This window comes from Geodermatophilus sp. SYSU D01045 (genome assembly GCF_054050295.1).
In genome coordinates this window covers 17,443-34,467 of sequence record NZ_JBJGZB010000026.1, presented here as the reverse complement: position 1 = coordinate 34,467, position 17,025 = coordinate 17,443, and the positions used below count along the sequence as shown (strand labels likewise).

Below are 17,025 nucleotides of genomic sequence, written 5' to 3'. Positions count from 1 at the left end.
CCTTGCAGGGTCCCGCGGCGAGCCTGCGAGCCGTGGGGGGCAAGGGGGTCCTTCTACTCACACGGGCCGGTGTCGACCTCGGCGGTGGCGGTGGCGCCGGCCTGGGCGGCGGGCGCGACCTGCTGGGCGGTGAGCGCGTAGCCGGTGGTGGGGTCGTCGATCGCCGAGGCGAACACGACGCCGAGGACCTGCCCGGCCGGGTCGAACAGCGGCCCGCCGGAGTTGCCGGCCCGCACCTCGCCGTAGAGCGCGTAGACGTCGCGCTGGACGGTGCGGGTGTTGCGGAAGTCCGGCCCGCTGATCGGGCCCTCGTCGCGGACGCGGGCCGGGCCGATGAACAGCCCGCCGCCGCCGGGGTAGCCCATGATGATCGCGTCGTCGCCGGTGCCGGCGACCTCGGGGGCGAAGGCCAGCGGCACCTGCGGGAGGTCCGGGACGGCGAGCACCGCGACGTCGACCTCCTCGTCGACGTACACCGGCGTCGCCTCGTACTCCCCGCCCTCGGCCTCCACGACCGGGTCGTCCACGCCGGCGAGCACGTGCGCGTTGGTCATGACCCGGCCGGGCGCGTAGACGAACCCGGAGCCGTCGATCTGCCGCGAGCACGACGGCGCGATGCCGCTGATCTTCACGACCGACCCCTGCACCTGCCCGACGACCGGGCTGGCGGCCAGCGCCGCGTCCGGCGCCTCGACCTCGCGGGCCTGGGTGGGCGTGAGCGGGTCCAGGACGTCGGGCAGCCCGCGCCGGTCGATCGCCTCGCGCAGCGAGTCGTACACCGCCCGGACGCTGTCGGGCACGGCCCGGTCCACCGCCTGCACCAGCGCCGACGTGCGCACCTGCCCGGCGAGCCCGGGGAACGGCGCGGTGGCCAGCGGGGTGGCGACCATCCACGCCACGAGCAGCACCGCGATCGCCGACACCACGGCGCCGGCGACCGAGTCGAGCACCTCGGCCGGCTCCCAGGTGACCCGGCGACGCACCGCCCGCCCGATCGCGCCGGCCAGCAGCTGCCCGAGCAGCGCCCCCGCCAGGACGACGACGAGCGCGGCGAACACCCGGGTGACCGGGGAGCCGTCGAGCCGGTCGGCGACGGGCCCGGACAGCTGGGCGCCGAGCACCGCGCCGCCGAGGAAGCCGAGGAACGAGGTCGCCGACACCACCAGCCCCTGCCGGAAGCCGGAGAAGGCGAAGCCCAGGGCCAGCGCGATGAGGACGAGGTCGACCAGCGACATGGGTCAGCCGCGCACCGTCATGACGCCGGTCTGGCCGAGCTGGACGTGGAAGCTGCACTCGAACGGGTGGTCCCCGGGCGCGGTGACCTCGAACTCGATCGTCTCCGTCGCACCGGCGGCCAGCAGCGGGATCTCCTCGGGGATCTCCTCCACGCCGGCGCCGGGCGTGAAGCGGAAGTTGTGGGTGGCCTGCGTGGCGGTGCTCTGCACGGTCAGCCGGACCCGGCCGGGCGCCACGGTGAAGGTGTCGGGGACGAACACGTAGTCGTCCGGCGTCTGGATGGTGACCTCCTGGACGCCGTCCTCGGCCGTGGTGACCGTGCCGGGCGCCGCACCGGCGCTCGGCTGCGCCGCGGTACCGCCGTCGTCGCCGCCGGAGCCACAACCGGCCAGCACCCCGGCCGCCAGCACCGCGCCGGCCAGCGCCGCGGGGAGGCGGCGCGTCCAGATCCCGCTCATCGCCGCGGAACCGTACTGGCCGCGGCGTCCCCGGTCGCGCCGTCGGCCACCGTCGGCGCGGCGGCGTCCTCGGTGCCGCCCTCCCCCAGCGAACCCGGGGCGGTCGCGGGCCGCACCGGCGCCAGCGGGCGCACGTCCCGGGCGTCCCAGGGCCGCGCCAGGCCCGCGGCCTCGAGGACGGCGTCGAGCAGCGCCGCGGTGAAGCCCCACACGACCATCCCGGCGACGCCGAACGCCGGCCCGACGTACCCCGCCGGGTGGCGCACGCGGAACCGGTTGACCGGGTCGGTGAGGTCGGCCAGCGGCACCCGGGCCACCCGCGCCACCTCCGCCGGGTCGCCGACCGCGACGTCGCCCGGGTCGTCCCACCAGGCCACCACCGGGACGACGAGGTTGTCCGACGGCCCGAGGAACAGCTCGGGCAGCGTGGCCAGCACCCGGACCCCCGCCGGGTCGACGCCGGCCTCCTCCTGCGCCTCGCGCAGCGCGGTGCCCACCGGGTAGTCCTCCCCCGGGTCGGCGCCGCCGCCGGGGAAGGCCGGCTGCCCGGCGTGCGTGCGCAGCCGCGCGGACTTCTCGATGAGCAGGACGTCGGCGCCGCGCGGACCCTCACCGAAGAGGACGAGCACCGCCGAGCGGCGTGCGGTGTCGGTGGCCGCCTGCACCCGGTGCCGCAGCGGGAGGTCGGCTGCGGCGGCCACCAGCCGCAGCAGGTAGCCCGGCAGGCCGGTGGTGTCGGCGCCGGGCAGGAGCCCGGTCACAGCTGCACCCCGAGGTGCTCGGCGACCAGGGCGCGCAGCTCGTCGAGCGACTCGACCGCGCCGGTCCGCACGAAGGCCACCGAGCCGTCGGCGGCCAGGAGGACCGTGTGCGGGAGGCCGCGCAGCCCCAGCGCCGCGGCGACGTCGCCGTGCCCGTCGAACGCGCCGGGGACCGTCACCCCGGCGTCCGCCGCGAAGGACGCCGCCTGCGGGACGCCGTCCTGGCTGATCACGCCCACGACGCGGACCCGGTCGCCGGCGGCGTCGGCGAGCTGCTGCACCAGCGGCAGCTCCTCGCGGCACGGGCCGCACCAGCTGGCCCACAGGTTGAGCACGGTGGGCACGCCCGGGGCGCGGCCGAGGTCGAGCGTGCCGCCGCTGAAGCACTCGATCGGCGCGACGCCCGACAGGTCGCTGCCGGCGGCCGGCGCGTCCGGCTGCTCCGGACAGGCCGCCAGGTCCGTCCGGGTGGAGGCGACGGTGGCCCGCTCGGGCGCCTCGGGCTCGTCGGCCTCGGCGGTGCAGGACGACACCAGCAGCCCGAGGCCGAGCAGCAGCGCCGCCGCGCGCCGGGCGCTCACTCGGTGTCCGACGCCGCGGGCGTCTTGACCAGCTTCGTGGCGGCCTCGGGGTCGGTGGGCCCGATGCCGTAGGACGGGCACCAGCGGGCCAGCCCGCACGCCCCGCAGGCCGCCTTCTTGGCGTGGCAGACGCGGCGGCCGTGGAAGATCACGCGGTGGCTGAACATGGTCCAGTCGCGCTTGGGGACCAGCCCGGCGACCTCGGCCTCGACCTTGACCGGGTCCTCCTCGGCGGTCCAGCCGAAGCGGCGGACCAGCCGGCCGAAGTGGGTGTCGACGGTCAGCCCCGGGACGCCGAAGGCGTTGCCGAGCACGACGTTCGCCGTCTTGCGGCCGACCCCGGGCAGCGTGACCAGGTCGGCCATCCGGCCCGGCACCTCGCCGTCGAAGCGCTCGACCAGCGCCTGCGCCAGGCCCAGCACCGAGGTGGCCTTGGCGCGGAAGAAGCCGGTGGGCTTGAGGATCTCCTCGAGGTCGGCCCGGTCGGCCCCGGCGAGCGCCACCGGGTCGGGGTACCTCGCGAACAGCGCCGGCGTGACCTTGTTCACCGTCTTGTCGGTGGTCTGCGCCGAGAGCACGGTGGCCACGAGGAGCTCGAAGGCGTCGGTGAAGTCGAGCTCGCAGTGCGCGTCGGGGTGGATGACGGCCAGCTCACGGGCCATCCGGCGGGCGCGGCGGGTGCGGGCCAGCGGCGTCTCGTCCGGGTCGAAGGGCACGGCGGCCGGACGGCGGTCGGGAGCACGGCGCGCAGCGGGGCGCGCGTAGGCCGGCGTGGACACGCGGTCGAGGGTAGGCGTCACCGGCGACACCCTCCGGGCCGTGCCACCATGGCGGTACAGGCCCGCTCAGCAGCGACCGGACCATGGAGGTGACGTGGTCGCGCTCATCGTCATCCTCTTCCCCCCGATGGTCATCGCGTTCCTGCTGGTCATGGAGCGCGTCGAGGAGCCCCTGCGCCGTCCGACGTCGCCGCGCGAGGTGGCCGAGTTCCTCGAGTCGGCGACCCCGGGCGACGTGGACACCCTCGCCGCCTCGGGCATCCGCCGGGCGATGGCCCGCTGGCGCCGCCGTCGCCGGTCGCGGGTCCGCCAGGGCGCCGAACCGCTGGTCTAGTCCCTCACACCGCGTCGCTCCCCGGGGGCCGGTCCTCACCCCCGCGGGTCACCCCCCGTGTCTCCGAACGGGTGACCGTGCGCACAGCCGCCTAGACTCCCGTCTGGATGCGGGGCCGACGCCCCGCAGGTCGAACGCGGAACGGTGGGGTGGAGAGAAATCGTGGTGGACGAGGTGCTGGCCCAGTCGGGGCTCTTCCAGGGACTCTCGGAGGACGCCGTCGACCCGGTCGCCAGCCGTCTGGAGACGATCACCCTGCCCCGCGGTCGGGTCGTGTTCAACGAGGGCGAGCCGGGCGACAGCCTCTACATCGTGCTGAGCGGCAAGATCAAGCTGTCGCGGCGCTCCCCCGACGGCCGCGAGAACGTGCTGGCCGTCATGGGCCCCTCCGACCAGTTCGGTGAGCTGTCGGTGTTCGACCCCGGCCCGCGCACGGCCACGGCCACCGCGGTCACCGACGTCAAGCTGGCCAAGATGCCGCAGTCGGTGCTGCGCCCGTGGATCGAGGCGCACCCCGAGGTCGGCGAGCGGCTGCTGCACGTGCTCGCCCGCCGGCTGCGGCGCACCAACGACTCGGTGGCCGACCTGATCTTCACCGACGTCCCCGGCCGGGTGGCCAAGGCGCTGCTGCAGATGGCCGACCGGTTCGGCAGCCGCGAGGCCGACGGCCTGCGGGTCAAGCACGACCTCACGCAGGAGGAGCTGGCCCAGCTGGTCGGCGCCTCCCGCGAGACGGTCAACAAGGCGCTGGCCGACTTCGTGCACCGCGGCTGGATCCAGCTGCAGGGCAAGTCGGTCGTCGTCCTCGACGAGGACCGCCTCCGCCGCCGCGCGCGCTGATCGTCTGAACACGAGAGGCCCAGGACCCGCCGGGTCCTGGGCCTCTCGTGTCCACCCCCTCAGGAAGGAAGGGGCACCACGAGGCCGATGCGGGTGCCGTCGGGGAGCTCGGCGAAGCGTCCCTCGGGCGTGGTCCGCAGCTCCGGCACGATCGGGTGCAGCGGCTCCGGCGGGGATCCCGCCAGCGCGGCCGCCGCGTCGGGGAAGGCCGACAGCTGGCGCAGCGTGTGGATCGTGGGCGGCAGCATCGGCCGGGCGCCGGCCGACATCTCGGTCAGCGCGGCCTCCGGCGTCAGCCAGCTGGCCTCGTCGGCCTCCCCGGAGACGTCGCGGGCCTCCTGCCCCACCGGCAGCGCCGCGACGAAGAAGCGGGTGTCGTAGCGGCGGGTCTCCTGCGGCGGCGTGATCCAGTGCGCAAACGGCCGCAGCAGGTCCGCCCGCAGCGCCAGGCCGCGGGCGGCCAGCAGCTCGGCCAGCGACAGCTCGCGGGTGAGCAGCGCCTGCCGCTGCGCCTCCCAGTCGTCCCCGGACACGTCCGGCACGACGTCGCCGCCGTCGGGCGAGCCGGCCAGCAGGACGCCGGCCTCCTCGAAGGTCTCGCGGACGGCGGCGCACACCAGCTCCCGGGCCACCCGCTCGTCGCAGCCCAGCGCCTGCGCCCACTCGGCGGGCGGCGGCCCGGCCCAGGCGACCGCGGTGTCCCCGTCGCGCGGGTCCACCCCGCCGCCGGGGTAGGCGGTCATCCCCCCGGCGAAGGGCATGCCGCGCGTGCGGCGCAGCAGGTGCACCTCCAGCCCTCCCGCGCCGTCGCGGAGCAGCAGGACCGTCGCCGCCGGGCGGATCTCCGTCATGCGCGCAGTTCGACGGTGAGCTCGATCTCCACCGGCGCGCCCAGCGGCAGCTCGGCCACGCCGATCGCGCTGCGGGCGTGCCGGCCGGCGTCGCCGAAGACCTTGCCGAGCAGCTCGCTGGCGCCGTTGACCACCCGCGGCTGGCCGCTGAAGCCCTCCGCGCTGGCCACGTAGCCGACGACGCGCACGATCCGGGCCACCTGGTCCAGGCCGACCAGGTCGTCCACGGCGGCCAGCGCGTTGAGGGCGCACAGCTTGGCGTCGGCGGCGGCGTCCTCGGGGTCGACGGAGCCGCCCACCTTGCCGGTGCGCCGCAGCCCGCCGTCGACGAACGGCAGCTGGCCGGAGGTGAACACCAAGGTCCCGGTGCGCACGGCCGGCACGTAGGAGGCGACCGGCGCGGCCACCGGGGGCAGCCGGATGCCGAGTTCGGCCAGCCGCGCGTGCCAGCTCGGGGCCTGCATCCCCTGCGTCATCGCCGCCGCCTCAGTCCAGCGGGCGCTTGAGGTAGGCGACCGGCTGCTCGGGGCCGGTCGGGCCGGGCAGCACCGTCACCAGCTCCCACCCGTCGGTCCCCCACGAGTCGAGGATCGCCTTGGTGTTGTGGATCAGCAGCGGGATGGTGGCGTACTCCCACCTGCGGCGGGCCGGATCGCTCATGGGGGACGACGCTAGCGCAGCGCCGGGAGCCCAGCCGGGGGTGCGCTGCGGCCGCGACGGGCCGTGGTCCCCGGAGTGCTCCTAGGCTGGTCAGGGTGAGCCCCGACTTCCCCGTGCGCTGCCACGTCGTCACCGGGAAGGGCGGGACCGGCAAGACCACGGTCGCCGCCGCCCTGGCCCTGGCCCTGGCGTCGGAGGGCCGCACCGTCCTGCTCGTCGAGTGCGAGGGCCGGCAGGGCATCGCCCAGCTCTTCGACACCCCGCCGCTGCCCTACGAGGAGCGCCGGGTCGCGGTCACCCGCCACGGCGGGGAGGTGCGGGCGCTGGCGATCGACGTCGAGGAGGCCCTGCTCGAGTACCTCGAGATGTTCTACAACCTCCGCCGCGCCGGCCGGGCGCTGCGCAGGATGGGCGCCGTCGACTTCGCGACGACGATCGCCCCGGGCCTGCGCGACGTCCTGATCACCGGGAAGATCAAGGAGGCGGTGACCCGGCGCAAGGACGGCCACCGGGTCTACGACGCGGTCGTCGTCGACGCCCCGCCGACCGGGCGGATCACCAGGTTCCTCAACGTCACCAGCGAGATGGCCGGCCTGGCACGCTCCGGCCCGATCAAGACGCAGAGCGACGGCGTGATGGCGGTGCTGCGCTCCCCCCAGACGGCGGTGCACCTGGTCACCCTCCTCGAGGACATGCCGGTGCAGGAGACCGCCGACGCCATCGCCGAGCTCACCGAGGCCAAGCTGCCCGTCGGCTCGGTGATCGTGAACATGGCCACCGAGCCGGTGCTGCCCGAGCCGGCGCTGGTGCGGGCCGCCGAGGGCGAGGTGACCGGGGCCGACCTCGTGCCCGGGCTGACCGCCGCGGGCCTGCCGGCCGACCCGGCGCTGGCCGACGCGCTGGCCGCGGAGGCGGTCGAGCACGCGCAGCGGTGGGCGGCGCAGGACGCGCTGCGCGCCCGGGTGGAGTCCTTCGACCGGCCGACGGTGGAGCTGCCGCTGCTGCCCGGCCCCGTGGACCTCGGCTGCCTGTTCGAGCTGGCCGACCGGCTCGAGGAGCACCTCGGCGCGGAGGTGCCGGCGTGAGCGCGGCCCGCGCCGCCTCCCCGGCGGCCGACCGGCACGCCCCGCCGATGGACCTCGCCTCCCTGATCGAGGACCGCGGCACCCGGATCGTCGTCTGCTGCGGCTCGGGCGGGGTCGGCAAGACGACGACGTCGGCCGCGCTCGCCCTCGCCGCCGCGGAGGCCGGCCGCCGCGTCGTCGTGCTGACCATCGACCCGGCCCGCCGGCTGGCGCAGTCGCTGGGCCTGCGGGAGCTGGACAACGAGCCGCGGCGGGTCGACGTCCCGGGGGCGGCGGGCGAGCTCCACGCGATGATGCTGGACATGAAGCGGACGTTCGACGACATCGTGTCCGCTCACTCGACGCCCGAGCGCGCCGAGCAGATCCTGGCCAACCCCTTCTACCAGACCCTGTCCTCGTCGTTCTCCGGGACGCAGGAGTACATGGCGATGGAGAAGCTGAGCCAGCTGCGGGCGGCCGACACCTGGGACCTGATCGTCGTCGACACGCCCCCGTCCCGGTCGGCGCTGGACTTCCTCGACGCGCCCAACAGGATGAGCCGGTTCCTCGACGGCACGATGATCCGGCTGCTCACCGCGCCGGCCCGCGCCGGCGGCCGGGCCGGGTTGCGCGTCGCCGGCGCGGGGCTGATGTTCTTCAGCCGGATCATCAGCAAGGTCCTCGGCGGCCAGCTGCTGCGCGACATCTCCGCGTTCGTCACCGCGCTGGACACGATGTTCGGCGGCTTCCGCGAGCGGGCCACCGCCACCTACGAGCTGCTGCGGCGCCCGGGCACCTGGTTCGTCGTCGTCGCGACGCCGGAGCCGGACGCGCTGCGCGAGGCCTCCTACTTCGTCGACCGGCTCTCGGCCGAGGGCATGCCGCTGGCCGGGCTGGTGCTCAACCGCACCCACCCGCCGGCGAGCACCCGGCTGTCGGCCACCCGCGCCGAGGCGGCCGCCGAGGCCGCCGCCGAGAACGGGGACGGCGACCCCGCCGCGGCGCTGGCCGCCGGCGCCCTGCGGGTGCACGCCGAGCGGATGACCGTGGCCGCCCGCGAGCAGCGGCTGGCCGACCGGTTCACCAGCGCCCACCCGGAGGTGGCGATGCGGACGGTCCCGGCGGCCGCCGGCGACGTCCACGACCTCGACGGGCTGCGCACCATGGCCGACGCGCTGACCGGTCCCGACGCCGACACGCCGACGGGCGTGCCGCGCACCCGGGTGCTGCCCGCGCGCCGCGCCTGATCACCCGTCCGGGCCACCCCGGCCCCGTACATTGGCGGTGATGTCTGCTGCCTCCCGCGCCCGAGTCCTGGGCAAGCTCCTCGCGATGATCGTCGTGGCCGGCGCGCTCGTCGCCGGCATGCTCTTCCCCCTCGTCGGCGGGAGCGGGCTGGTGGCGCGCAACTCGGCGTCCCTGCTCGACGCGCTGCCGGTCGAGCTCACCGACGCCACGCCCGCGGGCAACTCCCGCGTGCTCGCCGCCGACGGCTCGCTGATCACGAACTTCTACTCCCACAACCGCACGGTGGTGGCGTCCGACCAGATCGCCGACGTGATGAAGCAGGCGCTGGTCGACATCGAGGACTCGCGCTTCTACGAGCACAACGGCCTGGACGTGCAGGGCACGCTGCGCGCCGCGGTGACCAACGTGGCCGCGGGCTCGGTGCAGGAGGGCGGCTCGACGATCACCCAGCAGCTGGTCAAGCAGACCCTGCTGGAGACCGCCGACAGCGCCGAGGAGCGGCAGGAGGCCATCGAGCAGGACGGCGTCGAGGGCCTGTCCCGCAAGCTGCGCGAGGCCCGGCTGGCCCTGGCGCTGGAGGAGACCTACTCCAAGGACGAGATCCTCACCCGCTACCTCAACATCGTGTACTTCGGGCAGGGCGCCTACGGCATCCAGGCCGCCGCCCAGAAGTACTTCAGCGTCAACGCCGCCGACCTCACCCTCCCGCAGGCGGCGATGCTCGCCGGGCTGGTGCAGAGCCCGACCAACGACGACCCGATCACCCAGCCGGGGAACGGCCAGACCCGCCGCAACCAGGTGCTGCAGCGGATGTTCGACCTCGGCCACCTCGAGGGGACGACCGAGGAGCAGCTCGCCGCGCTCATGGCCGAGCCGGTGCAGGTGGCGCCGGGCATCAGCCCGCCCAACGGCTGCATCGACGCCGCCGTCGGCGGGTTCTTCTGCGCCTTCATGCAGCAGTACCTGACCCAGACCCTCGGCATCAGCCAGGAACTGCTGGACAACGGCGGCCTGACCATCCAGACGACGCTGAACCCGCAGCTGCAGACCCTCGGCGACCAGGCCGTCCTCACCACCCTGCCGATGGGCGACCGGCTCGCCGGCATGTTCACCGCCGTGCAGCCGGGCACCGGCGCCGTCCTGGCGATGAGCGTCAACCGGCAGTACGGCTGCGCCGACCCGCAGTGCGAGTCCGTCGTCCTGCACACGGCGGCCAGCAAGGGCTCCGGCTCGACCTACAAGGTGTTCACCGCCGCCGCGGCGCTGGAGGCGGGCATCCCGGCCAGCACCGTGATCAGCACGCCGGGCAACCAGTACACCTCGCGGGTGTTCCGCGGCCCCTCCTGCGGCGGCGACCGGTCCCAGTCGACCGGCATGTACTGCGTCGAGAACGCCGGCAACTACCCCGACACCCTCGACATGGTCGGCGCGCTGGTCCGCTCGTCGAACACCTACTTCCTCGCGCTGGAGGACCGGCTGGGCAGCGTCGAGGGCCCGGTGCGGATGGCCGAGCGGATGGGCATGGGCTTCGACCAGCCCACCCAGAACTCCGCCGACGAGATCATCGACGGCAACTTCGGCTCGTTCACGCTCGGCGCCGAGGCCACCAGCCCGCTGGACCTGGCCAACGCGTACGCCACGCTCGGCGCCCAGGGCACCCAGTGCGACCCGATCCCGGTCACCCAGGTGCTGGACCGCGACGGCCGGCCGCTCACCGGCGACGACGGGCAGCCCGTGGCCCGCGGCAACCAGTGCACCCCGAACGCGATCCCGCCGAACATCGCCAACACGCTGGCCAACATCCTGGTCGGCGACACCGCCCTCCCCGAGGGCACGGGCACCCGGGCCGCCATCCCGGGTCACGCGATCGCCGGCAAGACCGGTACCGCGCAGGGCCGGGACTCGGTGGCCTTCGTCGGGGTCATGCCCGAGTACGCGGCCAGCGTCATGGTGTTCAACCCCAAGGAGCAGCAGGACGTCGGCGGCTACGGCGGCAACATGCCGGCCACCATCTGGCACAACGCCTTCGCCCCCTTCCTCGCCGACAAGCCCACCTCGGCGTTCCCGCCGGCCGACCCGGTCCTGCTGCAGGGGCAGCCCGCCCCGCCGGCGCCGAGCGCCCCCGTGCCCACGCCGGACCAGGGGACCGCGACGCCGGACCAGGGCGGCGCCGGCCAGGGCGACGCCGGCCAGGGCGACGCGAACGGCCGGCCCGGCAACGGGAACTGGGGCGGCGGCGACGGGGGCCGGGGCGACAACTGACCCGGCCCCGGCCCCGGTCAGCCCAGCTGGCGGCGGACCTCCGCGGCCACCCGGGCGCCCTCGGCCCGGCCGGCGACGGCCGCGTTGGCGGCGCCCATGACCCGGCCCATGTCCTTCATGCCGCTCGCGCCGGTGCGGGTGATCGCGTCGGCCACGATCGCGGCGAGGTCGGCGTCGTCGAGCTGGGCGGGCAGGTAGGCGGCCACCACCTCGCCCTCCGCGCGCTCGCGGCCGGCCTGCTCGGCGCGGCCGGCGGTGTCGAACGCCTCGGCCGCCTCCCGGCGCCGCTTGGCCTCGCGCCGCAGCACGGCGAGCACCTCGTCGTCGGACAGCTCCCGGGCCTCCTTGCCGGCGACCTCCTCCGCGCTGACCGCCGCGAGCACCATCCGCAGCGTCGCGGTGCGCAGCTCGTCGCGGGCCTTCATGGCGGTGGTGAGGTCGGCGCGCAGCCGGTCCTTGAGGTCAGACACGCCGTCCAGCCTGGCACGACGCCGGCGGAGGGTCCCCGTCGGCTCGTCCCGGGTCCGGGGGCGGCCCGTACGCTCGGGCCCGTGCGCTGGTACACCGCCCTGCCCACGGCCACCGTCGCCGCGGGCGCCTCCACCGTCGCCTACGCGTCGCTGTACGAGCGCAACCGCTGGACGCTGCGCCGCTTCGACGTCCCCGTGCTGGCCCCCGGCTCGGCGCCGCTGACCGTGCTGCACCTGTCGGATCTGCACATGACCGCCGGGCAGCGGTCCAAGCGCGACTGGGTGGCGGCGCTGGACGGCCTCGAGCCCGACCTCGTCGTCGACACCGGGGACAACCTGGCCGGGACCGACGCCGTCCCGACGGTGCTGCAGGCGCTGGACCCGCTGCTGGACCGGCCCGGGGCCTTCGTCACCTCGTCCAACGACTACTTCGCGCCGCGGCCGAAGAACCCGTTCAGCTACCTCACCCGGCCCGACAAGCGGGTGCACGGCACCGAGCTGCCCTGGCGCGACCTGCGCGACGGGCTGACCGGCCGCGGCTGGCTGGACCTCACCAACGCCCGCGGGGAACTGACCGTCGCCGGCCGGCGGATCGTGTTCGCCGGGTGCGACGACCCGCACATCGGCCGGGACGACCACGACGCCGTCGCCGGCCCGGCCGACCCGACGGCGGACCTGCGCATCGGCGTCGTCCACTCCCCCGAGCCGCGGGTGCTCGACCGCTTCGCCGCCGACGGCTACGACCTCCTGCTGTGCGGCCACACCCACGGCGGGCAGCTGCGGGTGCCGTTCTACGGCGCGCTGGTCACCAACTGCGGCATCGACCGGGACCGGGTCCGCTGGCTGCACCGCTGGGCCGAGCCCGCGCCGGGGCGGCCGAACGGCACCTGGCTGCACGTCTCGGCAGGCCTGGGCACCAGCCCCTACGCGCCCGTCCGGTTCGCCTGCCCGCCCGAGGCGACGCTGCTCACGCTGACGGCGCGGCCCGCCTGACCCGCCGCCGGGCGGCTGGCACCGCTCGGCTACAGTGGTCGAGGCACCGGGGTGTGGCGCAGCTTGGTAGCGCGCGTCGTTCGGGACGACGAGGCCGCAGGTTCAAATCCTGTCACCCCGACTCCAGCTCAGGGGCCGCCTGCGGGCGGCCCCTGAGTCGTTCCCGGGGGTTGGCCGGGCGCCGATGCGGGCACCGGGGACCCGATGACCGAGTGGCTGCTCCTCCTCGCCGCCGTGCTGCTCACGGCACTGACCGGCTTCTTCGTCGCGGCCGAGTTCTCCCTCACCACGGTCGACCGCGGCCGCGTCGAGGAGGCCGCCCGCGCCGGGGACTCCCGGGCCGGCGGCGTGGTGACCGCGCTGCGGACCCTGTCGACCCAGCTGTCGGCGGCCCAGCTCGGGATCACGCTGACGACGCTGGTGGTCGGCTACCTGGCCGAGCCCGCGATCGGCCAGCTGCTGCACGGCCCGCTCGAGGCGCTCGGCCTGTCCCGGGCCGTGGCCACGGGCGTCTCCTACGGCCTCGCGCTGGCCCTGGCGACGACGCTGCAGATGCTCCTCGGCGAGCTCGGGCCGAAGAACCTGGCCATCGCCGACCCGCTGGGCATCGCGAAGGTCGTCGCGCCGGGGATGCGCGCGTTCACCGCGGTCGCGGGCGTCGTCGTCAACGCGCTGCAGCGGCTGGCCAACGCGATCGTGCGCCGGCTGGGCTTCGAGCCCCGCGAGGAGCTGGACTCCGCCCGCGGCGCCGAGGAACTGGCCGCGGTGGCCCGCCGGTCGGCGGCCGAGGGCGACCTCTCCCCCGTCGCCGCCCGCCTGCTCGAGCGCTCGCTGGGCCTGCGCGCCAAGTACGCCACCGACGTCATGACGCCGCGGACCCGGCTGTGGACGCTGCGGGCCAGCGCCACCGCCGCCGACGTCATCACCGCGGCCACCGAGTCGGGCAACTCCCGCTTCCCCGTCTACGGCTCCGACCTCGACGAGGTCACCGGGGTCGTGCACGTCAAGCGCGCGGTCGCCGTCCCGGAGGCCGAGCGGGGCCGCCGCACCGCCGGCGAGCTGGCCGACCCGGTGCTCGCCGTCCCCTCGTCCCTGCGGCTGGAGCGGCTGCTGGACCTGCTGCGCGAGCAGGGCCTGCAGATCGCGCTGGTGGTCGACGAGTAGGGCGCCACGCACGGCGTGGTGACGCTGGAGGACATCGTGGAGGAGCTGGTCGGGGAGATCACCGACGAGACCGACCGGCCGCTGCGCACCATGCGCCGGGTCGACGACGTGCGCTGGGCGCTGTCCGGGCTGCTGCGCCCCGACGAGGTGCTGGAGCGGACCGGCATCGCGGTGCCCGAGGGGCGGTACGAGACGCTGGCCGGGTTCCTCGCCGAGCGGCTGCAGCGGCTGCCCGAGGTCGGCGACTGCGTCGAGTTCGACGGCGCGCGGCTGACCGTGCAGGGCCTCGACGGCCGCCGGGTCGCGCGGATCCTGGCCGAGCGGACGGTGGTGCTGCCGCCGGGCGCCACGGCCTCGCGGGCACGGGCGCGGCAGGAGGCGGCGGCGTGAGCGACGTCGTCAGCCTGCTGGTCCTGGTCGCCCTGCTGCTGGGCAACGCCTTCTTCGTGGCCGCCGAGTTCGCGCTGGTGTCCGCGCGGGTCGACCAGATCGAGCCGCGTGTCGCGGAGGGCTCCGCGCGGGCGGCCAGGACGCTGGCCGCGATGCGCAACGTGTCGCAGAACATGGCGGGCGCCCAGCTGGGGATCACGCTGTGCTCGCTGGGCCTGGGCGCCGTGGGCGAGCCCGCCGTCGCCCACCTCATCGAGGCGCCGCTGCACGCCGTCGGCGTCCCCGACGGGCTGCTGCACCCGATCGCCCTGGTCATCGCGCTGGCACTGGTGACCGTGCTGCACATGGTGCTCGGCGAGATGGTGCCCAAGAACATCACCATCGCCGGGCCGGACCGCGCGGCGATCGTGCTCGGCCCGCCGCTGGCCACCTTCACCCGGCTGCTCAAGCCGGTCATCTGGTTCTTCAACACCACGGCCAACGCGTTCGTGCGGGCGTTCGGCGCCACGCCCACCGACGAGGTGGCGGCCAGCTTCGACGAGACCGAGATCCGCTCGATGATCACCCAGTCGCGCCGCGAGGGGCTGCTGGGCACCGAGGTCAGCGAGCTGGCGGCGGGCGCGCTCACCTTCGAGCAGCACACCGTCGAGGACGTGCTGCTGCCGATGGACACCGTCGTCACGGTGCCGCGCGGGACGACGCCCCGGCAGCTGGAGGCCGTCGTCGCCGAGCACGGCTTCAGCCGCTACCCGCTGCAGGACGAGGACGGGTCGCTGACCGGCTTCGTGCACGTCAAGGACGTGCTGGGCATCGGGGCCGAGGGCCGGGACCGGCCGATCCCGGAGGAGCACGTCAACCGGCTGGTGCCGATCGCGCCCGGCACGGGGCTGCCCGAGGTGCTGTCGGAGATGCGCGCGCAGGGCGCCCACCTCGGCGGCGTGGTGGACACCCGCGGCGCGGAGCGGCGCACCGTCGGCCTGGTGGCGCTGGAGGACGTGCTCGAGCTGCTCATCGGCGACGTCCGCGACGCCGCCGCCGACGCCGCGGCCGAACAGGCCCGGGCGATCGCCGCCCGGGGCGGCCGGTGGGCCGGGGCGGGCGCCGGGGGAAGATGAGCGGGTGAGCGCCCCCGTCCTGTCCCCGGAGGTCACCGCCCGCTGGCAGGCCCGCTTCCGCGCGCCCCGCGTCAGCCTGCCCGACTGGGCGCTGCGCGCGCCGCAGCGCTGCCTGTACGCCTCGGACGTCAGCGGCGTCGTCGAGCAGTACGCCTGGGATCGCACCACCGACGCGCACCGCCAGGCCACCGACCGGCCCAACGGCACGCTGATCGGCACGCTGTCCCCCGACGGCGAGACGATCTGGTGGTTCGCCGACACCGACGGCGACGAGTTCGGCGTCTGGATGGTGCAGCCGTTCGCGGGCGGCGAGGACCGGGTCGCCGTCCCGGAGGTCGGGCCGGCCTACCCCGCCGGCCTGGAGATCGGCTCCTCGCTCGTGGCGATCGGCCGCTCCACCGACGACGGCAGCGAGCTGTGGCTGGCGCCCGCCGGCGGGACGCCGCGGGTGGTCTACCGGCACGAGGACCCCGCCTCGGTCGACGCCCTCACCCTCGACGACGAGCTGCTGGTCATCTCGCACTCCGAGCACGGCGACCCGCGCTACCCCGCGCTGCGGGTGCTGCGGACCGCCGACGACTCCGTCGTGGCCGAGAAGTGGGACGGCGAGGGCCGCGGCCTGCACGCGCTGGAGTTCGCCCCGCTGCCCGGCGACCGGCGGCTGCTGGTCGGCCACGAGCGGCGCGGCCGGGAGGAGCTGCTGGTCTGGGACGTCGTGGCCGACACCGAGACCGAGATCGTGCTCGACCTGCCCGGCGACGTGACCGCCGGCTGGTACGCGGACGGGTCGGCGCTGCTGGTCGGCCACGACCACGCCGCCCGCAGCGAGCTGTACCGCTACGACCTGGCCACGGGCGCGCTGGAGCGGCTGGACACCCCGTCCGGCGTCGTCCGCGGGGCCACCGCGCGCCCGGACGGCACCGTAGAGCTGGCCTGGTCGTCCTCGGAGCGCCCGCCGGTGATCCGCCGCGCCGACGGGCCGGTGGTGCTCGCCGCCCCCGGCGAGGAACCGCCGGCGGCGCACCCGGTCGAGGACCGCTGGGTGCCCGGCCCGGGCGGGGACGTGCACGCGCTCGTCGTCCGGCCGGCCGGGGAGCCGCCGTACGCGACCGCGTTCCTGGTGCACGGCGGCCCCGAGTCCGCCGACGACGACTCCTACCGCGCCCGCCGCGCCGCCTACGTCGACGCCGGCTACGCGGTCGTGCACGTCAACTACCGCGGCTCCACCGGCTACGGCAGCGCCTGGCGGGACGCGCTCACCGGCCGGCCCGGGCTCACCGAGCTCGAGGACGTCGCCGCCGTCTACGACGCGCTGGTCGCCGAGGGCTTCCTCGACCCGGCGCGCGCGGTGCTGACCGGCGGCTCGTGGGGCGGCTTCCTCACCCTGCTGGGCCTGGGCACGCAGCCCGAGCGCTGGGCCGCCGGCATCGCCGAGGTCCCGGTGGCCGACTACCTGGCCGCCTACGAGGACGAGATGGAGGGCCTGCGGGCCTACGACCGGGCGCTGTTCGGCGGCTCCCCCGACGAGGTGCACGAGCGGTACGTGCGGTCCTCGCCGATCACCTACGTCGAGCAGGTGCGGGCGCCGGTGCTCGTCGTCGCCGGGGCCAACGACCCGCGCTGCCCGATCCGGCAGATCGAGAACTACCTCGCCGAGCTGGACCGGCTGGGCCGCCCGCACGAGGTGTACCGCTTCGACGCCGGGCACGGCTCGCTGGTCATCGAGGAGACGATCCGGCAGGTCGAGACGGCGCTGTCGTTCGCCCTCAGGCACGTCACACCGTGACGTGTGGTCTCGGGAGCGGGGGCCGGAGGCTCC

At 75.6% G+C, this 17,025-nt stretch carries 19 protein-coding genes and 1 tRNA gene; 11 read left to right on the top strand and 9 right to left on the bottom strand.

Annotated elements, in window-relative coordinates:
• Positions 1–53: 53 nt before the first annotated feature.
• Genes ACI798_RS18925 through nth form a run of 5 tightly spaced genes read right to left on the bottom strand, consistent with a single transcriptional unit; the run spans position 54 to position 3,815 of the window.
• The gene (locus ACI798_RS18925; protein WP_456942948.1) at positions 54–1,235 is read right to left on the bottom strand and encodes a MarP family serine protease; all 1,182 of its coding nucleotides are present in this window, start codon (positions 1,233–1,235) and stop codon (positions 54–56) included.
• A 3-nt stretch (positions 1,236–1,238) separates the two neighbouring features.
• The gene (locus tag ACI798_RS18920) at positions 1,239–1,694 is read right to left on the bottom strand and encodes a cupredoxin domain-containing protein (protein WP_456942947.1); all 456 of its coding nucleotides are present in this window, start codon (positions 1,692–1,694) and stop codon (positions 1,239–1,241) included.
• Positions 1,691–2,455, bottom strand: a complete 765-nt coding sequence (locus ACI798_RS18915) for an NUDIX hydrolase (RefSeq protein WP_456942946.1) — start codon at positions 2,453–2,455, stop codon at positions 1,691–1,693. The genes ACI798_RS18920 and ACI798_RS18915 overlap by 4 nt, the downstream gene beginning before the upstream one ends.
• Positions 2,452–3,036 (bottom strand): TlpA family protein disulfide reductase, encoded by a 585-nt coding sequence (locus ACI798_RS18910; RefSeq protein ID WP_456942945.1) that lies wholly within the window; start codon positions 3,034–3,036, stop codon positions 2,452–2,454. Before ACI798_RS18910 ends, ACI798_RS18915 begins: the two co-directional genes overlap by 4 nt.
• A complete protein-coding gene (nth, locus tag ACI798_RS18905; protein WP_456942944.1) occupies positions 3,033–3,815 on the bottom strand; it encodes an endonuclease III in 783 nt (260 codons plus the stop codon). The genes ACI798_RS18910 and nth overlap by 4 nt, the downstream gene beginning before the upstream one ends.
• Before the next feature lie 94 nt (positions 3,816–3,909).
• Between nth and ACI798_RS18900 the strand changes: the two genes are divergently transcribed.
• The gene (locus ACI798_RS18900; protein ID WP_456942943.1) at positions 3,910–4,149 is read left to right on the top strand and encodes a hypothetical protein; all 240 of its coding nucleotides are present in this window, start codon (positions 3,910–3,912) and stop codon (positions 4,147–4,149) included.
• A 162-nt stretch (positions 4,150–4,311) separates the two neighbouring features.
• Positions 4,312–4,989 carry a Crp/Fnr family transcriptional regulator gene (locus tag ACI798_RS18895; RefSeq protein ID WP_456903448.1) on the top strand — a complete coding sequence of 226 codons (678 nt, stop codon included), beginning with the start codon at positions 4,312–4,314 and terminating at the stop codon, positions 4,987–4,989.
• A 59-nt stretch (positions 4,990–5,048) separates the two neighbouring features.
• Here the strand turns inward: ACI798_RS18895 and ACI798_RS18890 are convergent, their stop codons facing one another.
• From ACI798_RS18890 to ACI798_RS18880, 3 genes are read right to left on the bottom strand one after another with little or no spacing between them, the layout of a single operon-like run.
• Entirely contained in the window at positions 5,049–5,840 is a 792-nt protein-coding gene (locus ACI798_RS18890; protein ID WP_456942942.1) for an NUDIX hydrolase, read from the bottom strand.
• Positions 5,837–6,316, bottom strand: a complete 480-nt coding sequence (locus ACI798_RS18885; RefSeq protein ID WP_456942941.1) for a RidA family protein — start codon at positions 6,314–6,316, stop codon at positions 5,837–5,839. The genes ACI798_RS18890 and ACI798_RS18885 overlap by 4 nt, the downstream gene beginning before the upstream one ends.
• Before the next feature lie 10 nt (positions 6,317–6,326).
• Positions 6,327–6,500 carry a hypothetical protein gene (locus tag ACI798_RS18880; protein WP_456942940.1) on the bottom strand — a complete coding sequence of 58 codons (174 nt, stop codon included), beginning with the start codon at positions 6,498–6,500 and terminating at the stop codon, positions 6,327–6,329.
• A gap of 95 nt (positions 6,501–6,595) precedes the next feature.
• Here ACI798_RS18880 and ACI798_RS18875 point away from each other — a divergent pair, with 95 nt between their 5' ends.
• From ACI798_RS18875 to ACI798_RS18865, 3 genes are read left to right on the top strand one after another with little or no spacing between them, the layout of a single operon-like run.
• Positions 6,596–7,585: an ArsA-related P-loop ATPase gene (locus tag ACI798_RS18875; protein ID WP_456942939.1), complete on the top strand. Its 990-nt coding sequence runs from the start codon at positions 6,596–6,598 to the stop codon at positions 7,583–7,585.
• Entirely contained in the window at positions 7,582–8,811 is a 1,230-nt protein-coding gene (locus ACI798_RS18870) for an ArsA family ATPase (protein WP_457048649.1), read from the top strand. Before ACI798_RS18875 ends, ACI798_RS18870 begins: the two co-directional genes overlap by 4 nt.
• A gap of 40 nt (positions 8,812–8,851) precedes the next feature.
• Positions 8,852–11,074 carry a transglycosylase domain-containing protein gene (locus ACI798_RS18865; RefSeq protein ID WP_457048648.1) on the top strand — a complete coding sequence of 741 codons (2,223 nt, stop codon included), beginning with the start codon at positions 8,852–8,854 and terminating at the stop codon, positions 11,072–11,074.
• Positions 11,075–11,091: 17 nt separating this feature from the next.
• Here ACI798_RS18865 and ACI798_RS18860 read toward each other — a convergent pair whose 3' ends face one another.
• On the bottom strand, positions 11,092–11,544 hold the full coding sequence (locus ACI798_RS18860) for a GatB/YqeY domain-containing protein (RefSeq protein ID WP_456942936.1): 453 nt from the start codon (positions 11,542–11,544) through the stop codon (positions 11,092–11,094).
• Between the two features lie 81 nt (positions 11,545–11,625).
• Between ACI798_RS18860 and ACI798_RS18855 the strand changes: the two genes are divergently transcribed.
• The 6 genes from ACI798_RS18855 to ACI798_RS18830 all read left to right on the top strand — a co-directional run bounded on the left by ACI798_RS18855 (position 11,626) and on the right by ACI798_RS18830 (position 16,992).
• Positions 11,626–12,537: a metallophosphoesterase gene (locus ACI798_RS18855; protein ID WP_456942935.1), complete on the top strand. Its 912-nt coding sequence runs from the start codon at positions 11,626–11,628 to the stop codon at positions 12,535–12,537.
• A 47-nt stretch (positions 12,538–12,584) separates the two neighbouring features.
• Positions 12,585–12,658: transfer RNA gene (locus tag ACI798_RS18850), tRNA-Pro, on the top strand.
• Positions 12,659–12,741: 83 nt separating this feature from the next.
• Positions 12,742–13,701 (top strand): hemolysin family protein, encoded by a 960-nt coding sequence (locus ACI798_RS18845; protein WP_457048647.1) that lies wholly within the window; start codon positions 12,742–12,744, stop codon positions 13,699–13,701.
• Positions 13,702–13,719: 18 nt separating this feature from the next.
• On the top strand, positions 13,720–14,091 hold the full coding sequence (locus tag ACI798_RS18840; RefSeq protein ID WP_457048646.1) for a transporter associated domain-containing protein: 372 nt from the start codon (positions 13,720–13,722) through the stop codon (positions 14,089–14,091).
• Complete coding sequence (locus tag ACI798_RS18835) at positions 14,088–15,206, top strand: hemolysin family protein (RefSeq protein ID WP_457048645.1); 1,119 nt, start codon at positions 14,088–14,090, stop codon at positions 15,204–15,206. The genes ACI798_RS18840 and ACI798_RS18835 overlap by 4 nt, the downstream gene beginning before the upstream one ends.
• A gap of 4 nt (positions 15,207–15,210) precedes the next feature.
• Positions 15,211–16,992: a prolyl oligopeptidase family serine peptidase gene (locus ACI798_RS18830; RefSeq protein WP_456942932.1), complete on the top strand. Its 1,782-nt coding sequence runs from the start codon at positions 15,211–15,213 to the stop codon at positions 16,990–16,992.
• The last annotated feature ends 33 nt before the right edge of the window (positions 16,993–17,025 follow it).